The organism is Thiothrix nivea DSM 5205 (assembly GCF_000260135.1).
Lineage (GTDB): Bacteria > Pseudomonadota > Gammaproteobacteria > Thiotrichales > Thiotrichaceae > Thiothrix > Thiothrix nivea.
Window position 1 is genome coordinate 3149331 of the sequence record NZ_JH651384.1, and the last position, 12839, is coordinate 3162169.

Here is a 12839-nt window from a genome sequence, read left to right on the forward strand (position 1 = left end):
ACCAACAATGATAAACCGAACTGAACGACCTGAAGACAACCGCCGCGACTGGCATAACCTCCAATCCATGTTGCCGTTCCTGTGGGAATACCGTGGGCGCGCCTTGTTCGCGCTGGCTTGCCTGATTGCCTCGAAAGCGGCCAACGTCGGTGTGCCGGTGATGCTTAAAGACATTGTGGATGCGCTTGACGGCAAGGGTGAACAGTTGCTGGTGTTGCCAGTCATCCTGCTACTGGGCTACGGTGCGCTGCGGCTTGCCAGTGCGCTGTTCAACGAATTGCGTGATACCGTGTTCGCGCGGGTACGCTACCACGCCATGCGCAAGCTGTCGGCAAGGGTACTGGAGCATTTGCACAACCTGTCGTTGCGTTTCCATTTGGAACGCAAGACTGGAGCGATCAGCCGCGACCTGGAACGTGGCACGCGCTCGGTCAGTACCCTGATGAATTTCATGGTGTTCAGCATTATCCCGATTACGGTGGAATTTTCGTTGGTTGCACTGATTCTGCTGAAAGATTATTCTCCGGTGTTTGCCGTGGTCACGTTTGCTACCGTTGCCGTTTACGTGCTGTTCACCATCAAGATCACCGAATGGCGCATGGATCATCGCCACGAAATGAACCGGCTTGATTCCCAGTCCGGCAACCAGGCTGTCGACAGCCTGATCAACTATGAAACGGTCAAGTACTTCAATAACGAAAAGCTGGAAATCGACCGCTATGACGCCACCCTCGGTCAATGGGAGGATGTGGCAGTCAAAAGCCAGACCTCCATGTCACTGCTGAATTTCGGGCAAGCATCCATCATTGCCATCGGCGTCACCATCATCATGTTCTTCGCCGCCAACGCGGTGGTCAGCGGGGAAATGGGCATCGGTGATCTGGTCATGGTGAATGCTTTCCTGCTGCAACTGTTCCTGCCGTTGGGTACGCTCGGCATCGTCTACCGGCAGGTCAAATACACGCTGGCGGATATGGATATGGTGTTCCGCTTGCTGGAAACGGAGCAGGAAGTGAAAGATGCAGCGAATGCGCCGGAATTGCAGGTGCGTGAGGGAGCCATCCGTTTCGAAGCTGTCGATTTCGCCTATCAACCCGAACGCCCGATCCTGCACAGCGTCAGTTTCAGCGTACCTGCCGGGAAAATTGTGGCGGTGGTCGGGCATAGCGGTGCGGGCAAATCCACCCTGTCACGTTTGCTGTACCGGTTCTACGACGTGACTGGTGGGTGCATACTGATCGACGGGCAAGATATTGCGCAGGTTACGCAAGCCAGCCTGCGCAAAGCCATTGGCATCGTGCCGCAGGATACGGTGCTGTTCAACGACACTATCCGCTACAACCTGCTGTACGGCAACCCGCAGGCGTCGCAGGCGGAGCTGGAAAAAGCCGCTGACATGGCGCACATCCGCCGCTTCATCGACAGCCTGCCGGATGGTTGGGAAACCGTGGTGGGCGAGCGCGGCCTGAAACTTTCCGGTGGGGAAAAACAGCGGGTAGCGATTGCGCGTGCCATCCTCAAGCAGCCGCCGATCCTGATTTTCGACGAAGCCACTTCCTCGCTGGATAGTGCTACCGAACAGGCCATCCAGCAAACCCTGCACGAAGTCGCTGGGCATCACACCACGCTGATGATCGCGCATCGGTTATCCACGGTGGTGGATGCCGACCTGATCCTGGTGATGGATGGCGGGAAAGTGGTGGAGCAGGGGACACACAACGAACTGCTGGCACTGCGTGGGCAGTACCAGCATATGTGGGAGTTACAAGCGCGGGATGAGGAGGCGGAAATGCCTTAACGGTAAGCGCGTAGCGTCAGCAGGTTGTGTGGGGTTGGCTCTTCTTCGGCCTTGACTGGCTTGAGGCTGCCGAGATCTGCCAGATTGCTGGCTTCAATCCCCTGTGGTTCGGCGGCTTCGTCTTCCGCTGTGCTGTCGGCATTGGAAGCGGCTTGCTGTTCATGGATCAGGTTGACCAGATTGCCAACATCATCCAGCAGTTCGGGCGCGTCTTCCGTCACTTCTTCCTGTGGCTGCCTTGAGTCCAGGCTAGCGGTAACGTTCTGGACAGCTACTTCCAGTGAGGAGAGCAGGTCGCGGGCGTTTTCCATGCCTTTGTGCAGGTCGGTGGACATTTGCTCGGTGAGATCCAGCGTTTTGGCAATGCGGTCGACGCGGATGTGGTCGATTTGCTCGAAATGTTGGGAAATGCGGCGGCTGAGGTCGTTGCTTTGCTCTTCGCGGCGGCGCATGGTTTCCACGTGGGTGCGGCTTTCTTCCAGGCCGGAGTTGAGCTCGTGGCGCGCCAAGTCGGTGGCCTGGAACAGGGTGCTGAAGTGTTCGCTGGCCTGTGATTCCAGCCCTTCCATGTCCGCACTGAATTTCTGGAAGATGGTGTCGGCGTCTGTCTGGTAGATATTCATTTGTTCCAGCAGGTGGCTGGATTCCTTGAGCATTTCTTCCAGACGGCTGTGTACCTCGGCGGACAGGCGGGCGTTTTCCTGCTGGCTGAGGGCTTGAGCGTGCTGGTGCTCGATCAGCTTGCGGGTGAAGCTTTGCGCCATGGTTTCTTGTTCGCGCAGGCGGTTGAGGCTGTCGTCAACCTGGGTCAGACCCTCGTGCAGCTTGCTGCGGATGCGCTTGACGCTTTCTACGGAATCGCCGAGTTGTTCATCCCAATAGCCTTGCAGGTGTTGCAGGCGTTCGCCAAGTTGGCTGGAAATGTCGCGGATTTCGCCTTCAGCGGTGGTGACGCGCTCGATGATGCGTTCTGCCTGTTCGGCGCGTGCCTGGCTGGCTTCGTAAGTGCGGTTGCTGTGTTCGACTTGTGCCTTGAGTTTTTCCAGCAGGGCTTCTGCGTCCTTGACGCCATGCTGGGTCATTTCCAGCACTTCGGCCACCCGCTTGCGGTCATTTTCGGCTTGCAGGCGTACTACCCGTAGCTGCTGGGTTTCCTTGCTGGTCGTTTGTGGTAACAACAGCAATACCGCACCGAGCGCAGCCATCAGCGCAATCAGGATGATGATCCAGTCAATATAACCCAACATAAGAAAAGACCCTGTATCGAAATCAATCATTTATTCTGTTTAGTATAGCCTTGGATGCCGGAATTGCCCGCGCAGTTCAATCCATGGGTAAAATTATGCCCCACTTTGCAGTATGAACGCACGGCCAGCAGGGAAAAAGCGTGCCGCAGCTGCTTTTGCTGCTTCGCCTTCGCCGGTGTAGATGCCTATCCTGACAGCCGTTTTGTCGTCAGCCCGACGGTCGGTGGCGAGCAATAAACGCCATTCATGTTGCACGATTTTGCCGTTGTTGTCACGTAAAGGCAGCTCAGCGAGCAGGATGGAGCCGAATGGGATGATGCTGGGGTCGACGGATGCGGTATGGCCAGCCACGACCGGCAGGCCGGATGCGCTACGGACGGCTTCGTCGGTTGGCTGGAAAAACACGAAAGATTGGTTGGCCGCCAGCACTTCATCCGCCTTGCCAGGGTTCAGCTTGAACCATTGGCGGATAGCGGTATTGGAAAGGTTGCCGGTACGCAAATAGCCCTGTTGTTGCATGTAACGCCCGATGCTGGTGTAGGGGTAGCCATTTTTGCCAGCAAAGCCCAGCAATTGCGTGCGCCCATCCTGATAGCGGATCAAGCCGGAACCTTGTACCTGCATGAAATAGTAGTCCACCGGGTTGTTAGTCCAGGCAATTTCCAGCCCTTTGCCGCGCAATGCGCCCTGCATGATTTCCCCGCGCGTTGGCAGGCGGGTTGTTCCATCCGCTGGTTTGGCGTAAATGGGGTACTGGAATGCGCCGGTGGGTTTGGCGCTGACCTCCAGCACTGGCGTGAAATAGCCACCAAATTGCACCGGGCGTTTATCATCCGGGTCGCCCAACGCGTAGAAGTGGAATTGCACGTCGCCAGCGGAGGCGTTATCCATTTTCTGAAGCAATTGCTCGACCGTCTGCTGGAGCTTTTCCACCTCCAAAGGCCCTGCATAGCCTGGGGAAACCAGCTTGTCGGGGTTAGTGGTATGCAAGTACACGGATAAGTCAGCCAAGGCGTTGCGTAGTGTGGGCGCAGTGCGCAGGCACGACGGGCGCAGGGCAATCTGGTTTCCCTGAATACTGGCATCACAGTTTGATGGTTGGAAAGTGTTGGCAGGTTGTTGTGCGTGAACACTCCCCGCAAGCAGGCAGGCGCTTGCGGCCAGCAGGATTGTCCGGAACATGTCAGCCCTCTTCTATAAAATAATTTTTGTTTATTATGGCTGATTTTGCTGAGAAATCAATCATAAGTTCCGGGGAGGAGGGCTAGCCGGGTTTGCGCATCAGTAAATAGGTGCGGTGAGCGCCGGAAATCCGGTAGGCGGCGGTTTCCGCTGCTTGGCCGATGCCAAGGTACAGATCCATGCGCCCTTTACCACGGATGTCCTTGCCGCGATCCTGGGCAAACAGTACGCGCCATTCCGTGCCAGTGGGGTTTCCGTTCCCGTCGAAACGCGGCAGTTCCGCCAGCAGGACCGCGCCATGCGGTATATGGTGGTTGTCAACCGCGATGGTATGGCCGGGAATCACGCCATTGCCCGAGGCTGTGGTAGGTATGGCGTTGGTTTCCTTGAAAAAGATGTAGCGTGGGTTGCTGGTCAGCACTTCGCGGATTTTTTCCGGGTGCTCATGCAGCCAGTTGTTAATTTCCGCATTACTCAGTGAGCCGCGTTTGTAACCGGTTTTGAGCAGGTAACTGCTGACGGAGGAGAACGGCTTGCCATTGTTGCCCGCATAGTCGATCAGGCTTTGGCTGCCATCGGTGAAGTGGATCAGTGCCGCGCCTTGTACTTGGGCGATATACAGCGCAAAGGGGTTATCGACCCAGGCGATCTCCAGCCCGCGCCCAGTCAGCACGCCGTTGGCAATGTCGGCATGGCTGGCGTTGGCCAGTTTCCGCGGGGGCATTTTGTAGACAGGGGTTTTGAAGCGCCCGGTGCGGATGCGGCTGCCATTCAGTTCCGGGGTGAAATAGCCAGTGAAATCGCCCAACCCTTGCCCTTTGGCGGAATCAATGGGTAGTAGGTCAAACTGGCGCGACAAGGTTTCTGGCAGTAAGGGGCCGTTCCAGTTGAGTAGCGCCTGCACGGTTTCAGCCAGCATTCCGTGGGTGACGCTGTTGCCCATCAAGGGTGTGTTTTCCCAAGGGTTACGGCGTTCCAGTAGTTTGGCAAGGCTGCGTAAACCATGCTGGATGGCGCCGTCACGTGGCGGGGCTGCCGGGTGGTAAGCGGCCAGCTGGAACTGTGGCTGGAAACTGCCCTGGCGGCTGGGGGTAAATTCCCGGTGGGGTTGTTGGTAAGCCTGGGTTTGGGGCTGTGGGGCAACAATGGTTGGCCAGGATTCCCAGATAGAGGTATCGGTATAAGCCATGGAGGCTGAGCTGCTGGCAGTGATCATCAGTATGGCTACCGCTGCAAGACGTTGAAGCATATTGGTACCCTTTGTTCTTGTTGTGTGTTTGGGTTTGTTGGGAGTATGGCGGTAAGACGCGCAGGGTGAAACCCGTGAACGGTACGATCCGATGAAAGGAGAACTTTTGATTGAATAAATTATATTTATTATATAACCTTGCTTCCTATTGAAGCCGGAAACTTGCTGAGGGGCTTCTGCGAATGAATAACAATAAAGTTGGAAGGGGCTGTGATGATTTCAAAGCTTGTCAGAGGGGGGCTGCTATTGGCGTTGCTCTCCGCTGCGCCTGTTCAGGCGGAAGTGGTGTATAATCCGGGCGCAAGTATTGCCCAACTTAGTGGTATTCTGGACGGCCCGGGTTTGACAGTAAGCAACCTTGCCATTCCCCATGGTGCAGAACAGCAGTTCGGTATTTTTTCCGGCGGCAAAGCGTTGTTGGGTGTTGATACGGGCATGTTTCTTAGCACCGGCAATGTCGGGAGCTTGCAAGGCCCCAACAATTCCGCTGCCTATTCCCATAATACCGGTGCTGTGTACGCTGACCAGGATATAGCCCGCTTCGGCTCCAAGGCCAAATACGATCCCGCTATTGTCGAGTTTGACATTGTGCCGCAAGGTGACCGGCTCAACTTTGTGTTTGCGTTTGGTTCGGAAGAGTACCCCGAGTATGTTTGCAGCCGCTTCAATGATGCCTTTGGTTTGTTCGTGTCGGGGCCAGGGCTTGATGGTGTGCAGAACGCGGCCTTCATGCCGGGGTCAGGTGACGCCATCGCGGTCAACAATGTCAATGGCGGTAAGGCTGGTTCGGCAGCGGATGGGGCAACCTGTAATCTCGGCAACGCCAATTATTTCATTGACAACGGTAATGGTGGGGGAAACCCGTTAACCCAGCTGGATGGTATTAGCCACCCGATTACAGCATCACTTGCCAATTTGTCGGCAGGCCATAGCTACCATGTCAAGCTGGCACTGGCCGATGTGGGGGATCCTGCTTATGATTCTGGCGCTTTTTTCAAATGGCTGACCAGTACCAAGTCGGAGACGGTGGATCTGTCCTTGCAGGCTAGCGCGGACAAGCTGACGCCCGCGCAAGGTAGTGAAGTAAAAATCAACTATACCATCAGCAATGCCTCGAATACGGCCACCAGCCTGGTGCGGGTGGGGTTGGACTGGCCTGCGGGCTTGACGTGGGTGGGTGACAATTCGGCAGGAACTTTCAACCCGGCAACCGGTGAATGGGATGCTGGCGAGATACCGGCCAATGGCTCCAAGACTTTGACGGTACGGGCGCAGGTGGGTAGTGCGGGTAACTATGTCATTAATGGTGAAATCCTGTATGCATTTAACGAAGATCCGGACTCCACCCCGTTCAATGCCGGAAGTAACCCGGCTGAGGATGATACGGCAAGTCTCACCCTGTCTTCAGCTGCAAACCTGGCTCCCAAGATTAACAGTAATAGTGGGGGGGGGAGTGCATATGTTTCTGTCAAGGAAGGGCAAACGGCAGTCACTATAGTCTCTGCAACTGACCCGAATGGTGACGCCATTACCTATTATATTAATGGGGGCAAAGATGCGGCCAGATTCAGCATCAATCCTGCCACTGGCGCGCTGAGTTTTATTACTGCTCCGGATTATGAATCGCCGCAGGATGAGGGTAAGGATAACCTCTATGAGGTTGAGGTTGGCGCGACTGACGGGAGTCTTGTGGGCTTGCAAGCCCTGAATGTACAGGTGCAGGATGTGACTGAGGGGTTGGCTCCTAAAATCATCAGTAATGGCGGTGGGGCAACTGCCAGTATGAATATGCCGGAGAATCGCCAGGCAGTAACGGTTATAGAGGCAATAGATTTTGATGGTGACACGGTAAGTTACCGCTTACTCGCTGGAGAAGATGAAGCTTTATTCCAGATCAACAGTAATAGCGGCAAGTTGGCTTTTAGTCAGCCACCAGATTATGAGAATCCACAGGATGCAAACCGTAACAATGTCTATATTGTTAAAGTGGAGGCCACAGATGGCCTGAAGGCTAGCTCCCAAACCCTGTTTGTGACAGTGACTGATGTGGTGGAGAATGTTGCGCCTCAAATCACTTATAATAACAGCGAGCCTTCCGCCGTAATCAAGATGGAAGAGAACCAAAAGGTTCCACTAATCGTGTCGGCGGCGGATGCTGACAGGGATTTTATTACTTACTCCCTCGATGGGGGAGATGACCGGCACTTGTTCCTGATCAGTAGTGCTGGTGTCCTGAGTTTCATCGAGGCTCCTGATTATGAAAACCCGCAGGATATGGGCAAGGACAATGTCTATGAAGTTCAGGTCAAGGTTAGTGATGGTAGTTTGTTTGACACCCAGATACTGAGTATTCAAGTGCTCGATGCGGATGAGAAACCCCAAAATCAAGCACCGACTATCTCCAACCCGGGTTCCGTCCTTTATTATGAAAACAGTGATGCCATCGTGGATGATTTCAATGCGGTCGACAATGAAGATTCTGAAGACAATGGTTTGGTCTACTCATTTGATCCACAGCCAGACAATGCACTGTTTAGCTTAGATAGCGTAACAGGTGTGCTTATATTTAAAAATTTACCGGATTATGAAAACCCGCTGGATCACAACCATGATAATGCGTATATCACTGGTGTGAAAGTCTGCGATTCTGATGGGGCTTGTGTGGCACGGGTACTGATCGTTTCTGTCCTGGATGTTGACGAAGACAATGATCATGATGGGTTGATGGATTCGGCGGAAAAATTTATCGGTACCAACCTTTGGAATTGGGATAGTGACGGTGATGGCCTCGACGATTTGAATGAAGTCCATGACCCTACAGAGCCGTTAGACCATGATAAAGATGGTCTCATTGATGCCCTTGACCCGGATGATGACGGTGACACTATCCTGACAAAATACGAAATGCCTGATCCGAATGGCGACCATGATCCGGCGGATGCGCGTGATATTGACCACGACGGCATTCCGGATTATCTGGATACTGATGACGATAATGACACCATCCTGACCCGATATGAAGCACCGGATGCTAACGGGGATGGTATCCCGGCTGATGCCCGTGACACAGATTTGGATAGTATGCCGGATTATCTGGATGCCGATGATGACAATGATGGTTCGCCCACCAAGGATGAGCAGCCAGACCCCAATGGTGACGGTAACCCCGACGATGCGGTTGACGATGATAACAATGGCTATCCTTCTTATTTGGACATATCGGAAGACTTAACGGTTGGCGTGGAAGTGCGGGCGTTCCTGAACGGTGCATACGATTCCACGACCGGAATGATGGATGACGATTTGGGCAGATTGGGGTTTATTCCTGATTTGCAACCTTACGGTGAACTGAAGACGGCATTTGGTTACGGTAACTCAAGCAGCACCCTTTCCCCGTTTGATTACCATGGCACTGAAACCATGTCTCAGGCAGTTAAAAATGCAACTAACGGCAATGCCCCGGTTGATTGGGTGCTGGTTGAGTTGCGGGATGCGTTGGATCCTACCGCCCGTAGGGGGGGCATGGCTGCTATCCTGCAACGCGATGGTGACATCGTTGATGCTGTCACAGGCTCGAAAAAACTGCAATTGTTGAATGTTGCTGATGGTAGATATTACGTGGTCGTGCGTCACCGTAATCACTTGGGGGTGATGACGGCGACACCGCTTAACCTATCAACTGCCTCGACCCTGATTGATTTCACCAGCTCCGCAACCCCTGTTTTCGGTGGCAACTTGGCGCGTCTGCAAGATGGCCAGACGTCGATAATGTGGTCAGGTGATACCAACAACAGCAACTCGGTGATCCTCAATGGGCCAGGGAGTGACAGCAGTGTCATCTTGGGTTCAATTCTGGTGGCACCGGAAAATACCAAGGTTAATGCCAATTTTCAGTTGCGTGGTTATTACGCAACTGATTTAAACATGGATGGGTATGTCGTATTCAGCGGTCCGGCCAATGAAATAAATCTCTTGATCGGTACGGTGATTTTGTTCCCTGACAACAGTACCGGTTCTGCCAATTATATTGTGCTTGGCAGCGTTCCCCGGTAATAGTGGTGTGTTCCGGTTGCCAGTGACAAGCGGCTTGACTATAGTTAGCCGTTCATTGATTTACCCCTTGGGGTATAAACCGGAGAAACCATGTCCAAGGCTGATTCCATTCATACCCTGTCGCTCAAGGGCATCCGCGACGGGGTGCAATCGGGCGTATTTTCAGTCATGGAAGCGACCGATGCGTATCTTGATCGTATCGAACGCTTCAATCCTGAGCTGAACGCTTACATCACCATCACCCGCGATTCCGCCAAGGCACAGGCGGTCGACATCGACAACCGCATCCGCAAGGGTGAGCTGTCCGGCCCGATGGCGGGCGTTCCGTATGCACTGAAAGACCTGTTCTGCTCGGAAGGGGTGCGCACGACCTGCGCCTCCAACATGTTGTCGAATTTCATTTCGCCTTACGACGCGCATGTGGCAGCAAAGCTGAAAGCAGCGGGCGGCGTATTGCTCGGCAAGAACAATATGGATGAATTCGCGATGGGTTCCTCCAACGAAACCTCCGCGTTCGGCAATGTGCGTAACCCGTGGGATACCGACAAGGTGCCGGGCGGCAGCTCCGGCGGCGGTGCTGCGACGATTGCGGCGCGTCTGGCTCCAATGACACTGGGTACGGATACGGGTGGCTCCATCCGCCAGCCAGCCTCTTTCTGCAATATCACCGGCATCAAGCCGACCTACGGGCGTATTTCTCGCTACGGCATGATTGCGTTCGCCTCCAGTCTGGATCAGTGTGGGCCGATGGCTCCGTCCGCTGAAGATTGCGCGATTACCATGAACGTGATCTCCGGTTTGGATTCCCGCGACTCCACCAGCGTGGATCGTGCCGTCCCTGACTACACCGCCACCCTGAATGATTCCATCGAAGGGCTGAAAATCGGCCTGCCGAAAGAGTTTTTCTCCGCAGGGCTGGATGCAAAGGTGGGTGACGTCATCGAACGCGCCATCAAGGAATTTGAAGCCAAGGGCGCGATCATCAAGGAAGTTTCCCTGCCCAACAGCCATCTGGCCGTGCCGGTTTACTACGTGGTTGCTCCGGCGGAATGCTCCTCCAACCTGTCGCGCTTCGACGGCGTGCGTTTCGGCCATCGCTGCGAAGACCCGAAAGACCTCACCGACCTGTACGAACGCAGCCGCTGGGAAGGTTTCGGCGCGGAAGTCAAACGCCGCATCATGATCGGCACCTACGCACTTTCCGCAGGCTATTACGACGCCTACTACCTGAAAGCCCAGCAGGTACGCCGCCTGATCAAACAGGACTTCGATACAGCATTTGCCGACGTGGACGTGATCATGGGGCCATCCTGCCCGACTACTGCTTTCGGTATCGGCGCGAAAAAAGACGACCCGATTGCAATGTACCTCGAAGATCTCTACACCATCCCGGTCAGTCTAGCCGGTCTGCCAGGCATGACCTTCCCGGTCGGCTTCGCGGCGGATGGCTTACCGGTCGGCATCCAGTTGGTCGGCAACTATTTCGAGGAAGCGCGCATGTTGAATATCGCGCATCAGTACCAATCTTGGACTGACTGGCACACCCGTTTGCCAGCGAAGTTTGCGTAAGGAGGAAAGCATCATGGAATGGGAAACCGTCATTGGTCTGGAAATTCACGCCCAGCTTTCCACCAATTCAAAAATCTTCTCCGGCTCATCAATTGCCTACGGCGCGGAGCCGAACACACAGGCCAATCTGGTTGACCTCGGAATGCCGGGCGTACTGCCGGTGTTGAACAGGAAAGCGGTTGAAATGGCTATCCGCTTCGGTCTGGCGATTGACGCACACATTGCGCCAAAATCCGTATTCGCCCGCAAAAACTACTTCTACCCTGACCTGCCGAAAGGCTACCAGATCAGCCAGTACGAACTGCCCGTAGTCGGCAAAGGCCACATGGACATCGAGCTGGAAGACGGCGAAGTCAAACGCATCGGCATCACCCGCGCGCATCTGGAAGAGGACGCTGGCAAATCCCTGCACGAAGACTTCCACGGCAAGACCGGCATCGACCTTAACCGCGCAGGTACACCACTGCTGGAAATCGTTTCCGAACCCGACATGCGTTCCGCCAAGGAAGCGGTTGCCTACATGAAAAAACTGCACGCGCTGGTGCGCTACCTTGGCGTGTGTGATGGCAACATGCAGGAAGGCTCGTTCCGCTGCGATGCCAACGTATCGGTGCGCCGCCCCGGTGCAGACTTCGGCACCCGCGCGGAAATCAAGAACCTGAACTCGTTCCGCTTCATCGAACGCGCCATCAATCACGAAGTTGAACGCCAGATCGACCTGATCGAATCCGGTGGCAAAGTCGTGCAGGAAACCCGCCTGTATGACCCAGATCGTGACGAAACCCGCTCCATGCGTGGCAAGGAAGACGCTAACGACTACCGTTACTTCCCCGACCCTGACCTGCTGCCAGTCGCGATCACGGCGGAAGACATCGAAGCCGTGCGCGCCACCCTGCCGGAACTGCCGGATGCGAAAAAACAGCGTTTCATGAGCGAATATGGCCTCAACGATTACGACGCCAGCCTGTTGACCCAGAACCGTGACGAGGCGGAGTATTTCGAGGCGGTGGCCAAAGCGTGTGGCGATGCCAAACTGGCCGCCAACTGGGTTAATGGGGAAGTCAGCAAAACGCTGGCGGATAACGGTATGGACATTGCCGCCTCCCCGGTCAGCAGCGACGCACTGGTGGAACTGCTCAAGCGCATTCAGGACAATACCGTTTCCAACAAGATCGCCCGCGACGTATTCGCCGCGATGTGGGCTGGCGAAGGCTCCGCTGATGCAGTCATCGACAAGAAAGGTCTGAAGCAGATTACCGACACCAGCGCGATCGAGGCTGTGATCGACGAGATTATTGCCAACAACCCGTCGCAAGTGGCGGAATACCGCGGCGGCAAAGACAAGCTGTTTGGCTTCTTCGTTGGTCAGGCGATGAAGGCTTCCAAAGGCAAGGCTAACCCGGCGGCGCTGAATGACATCCTGAAGAAAAAGCTGGAGGGCTGAACCATGTCTATTTCTGCCGAAGAAGTGAAAAAAGTCGCCCATCTGGCCCGCATGGCGGTGCCAGAAGAGCAGCTGGAGGGTTATGTACGCAACCTTTCCAATATCCTTGATCTTGTCGATCAGTTGAGCGCTGTGGATACCACCGGCGTGGAGCCAATGGCACACCCGCTCGACATGACCCAGCGCTTGCGCGAGGATGTGGTGACGGAAACCAACCACCGGGAAAAATACCAGGCAGTGGCTCCTGAAGTGGAAAATGGCCTCTATCTGGTGCCAAAAGTCATTGAATGAGTGTGG

The 12839-nt window shown here is 54.8% G+C and carries 8 protein-coding genes; 5 read left to right on the forward strand and 3 right to left on the reverse strand.

Annotated elements, in window-relative coordinates; translation table 11 throughout:
- The first annotated feature begins 7 nt into the window (after positions 1 to 7).
- On the forward strand, positions 8 to 1798 hold the full coding sequence (locus tag THINI_RS15755) for an ABCB family ABC transporter ATP-binding protein/permease (RefSeq protein WP_002709549.1): 1791 nt from the start codon (positions 8 to 10) through the stop codon (positions 1796 to 1798).
- Here THINI_RS15755 and THINI_RS15760 read toward each other — a convergent pair.
- The 3 genes from THINI_RS15760 to THINI_RS23615 form a co-directional block, all read right to left on the reverse strand.
- Positions 1795 to 3045 (reverse strand): coiled-coil domain-containing protein, encoded by a 1251-nt coding sequence (locus THINI_RS15760; protein WP_002709550.1) that lies wholly within the window; start codon positions 3043 to 3045, stop codon positions 1795 to 1797. The genes THINI_RS15755 and THINI_RS15760 overlap by 4 nt on opposite strands.
- A gap of 93 nt (positions 3046 to 3138) precedes the next feature.
- On the reverse strand, positions 3139 to 4227 hold the full coding sequence (locus THINI_RS23610; protein ID WP_002709551.1) for an MltA domain-containing protein: 1089 nt from the start codon (positions 4225 to 4227) through the stop codon (positions 3139 to 3141).
- 82 nt (positions 4228 to 4309) lie between these two features.
- Complete coding sequence (locus THINI_RS23615; protein ID WP_002709552.1) at positions 4310 to 5476, reverse strand: MltA domain-containing protein; 1167 nt, start codon at positions 5474 to 5476, stop codon at positions 4310 to 4312.
- A 213-nt stretch (positions 5477 to 5689) separates the two neighbouring features.
- On the opposite strand from THINI_RS23615, the gene THINI_RS23620 reads away from it, so the two are divergent.
- From THINI_RS23620 to gatC, 4 genes are all read left to right on the forward strand, one after another.
- The gene (locus THINI_RS23620; RefSeq protein ID WP_002709553.1) at positions 5690 to 9529 is read left to right on the forward strand and encodes a choice-of-anchor L domain-containing protein; all 3840 of its coding nucleotides are present in this window, start codon (positions 5690 to 5692) and stop codon (positions 9527 to 9529) included.
- Between the two features lie 90 nt (positions 9530 to 9619).
- Positions 9620 to 11098, forward strand: a complete 1479-nt coding sequence (gene gatA / locus THINI_RS15785) for an Asp-tRNA(Asn)/Glu-tRNA(Gln) amidotransferase subunit GatA (RefSeq protein ID WP_002709554.1) — start codon at positions 9620 to 9622, stop codon at positions 11096 to 11098.
- A 13-nt stretch (positions 11099 to 11111) separates the two neighbouring features.
- Positions 11112 to 12542, forward strand: a complete 1431-nt coding sequence (gene gatB, locus THINI_RS15790; RefSeq protein ID WP_002709555.1) for an Asp-tRNA(Asn)/Glu-tRNA(Gln) amidotransferase subunit GatB — start codon at positions 11112 to 11114, stop codon at positions 12540 to 12542.
- Between the two features lie 3 nt (positions 12543 to 12545).
- Positions 12546 to 12833: an Asp-tRNA(Asn)/Glu-tRNA(Gln) amidotransferase subunit GatC gene (gene gatC / locus THINI_RS15795; RefSeq protein WP_002709556.1), complete on the forward strand. Its 288-nt coding sequence runs from the start codon at positions 12546 to 12548 to the stop codon at positions 12831 to 12833.
- Positions 12834 to 12839 lie beyond the last annotated feature (6 nt).

Coding starts and splice junctions, on each gene's coding strand:
- THINI_RS15755 (WP_002709549.1), top strand. CDS start 8: ATGATAAACCGAACTGAACGACCTGAAGACAACCGCCGCGACTGGCAT.
- THINI_RS15760 (WP_002709550.1), bottom strand. CDS start 3,045: ATGTTGGGTTATATTGACTGGATCATCATCCTGATTGCGCTGATGGCT.
- THINI_RS23610 (WP_002709551.1), bottom strand. CDS start 4,227: ATGTTCCGGACAATCCTGCTGGCCGCAAGCGCCTGCCTGCTTGCGGGG.
- THINI_RS23615 (WP_002709552.1), bottom strand. CDS start 5,476: ATGCTTCAACGTCTTGCAGCGGTAGCCATACTGATGATCACTGCCAGC.
- THINI_RS23620 (WP_002709553.1), top strand. CDS start 5,690: ATGATTTCAAAGCTTGTCAGAGGGGGGCTGCTATTGGCGTTGCTCTCC.
- gatA (WP_002709554.1), top strand. CDS start 9,620: ATGTCCAAGGCTGATTCCATTCATACCCTGTCGCTCAAGGGCATCCGC.
- gatB (WP_002709555.1), top strand. CDS start 11,112: ATGGAATGGGAAACCGTCATTGGTCTGGAAATTCACGCCCAGCTTTCC.
- gatC (WP_002709556.1), top strand. CDS start 12,546: ATGTCTATTTCTGCCGAAGAAGTGAAAAAAGTCGCCCATCTGGCCCGC.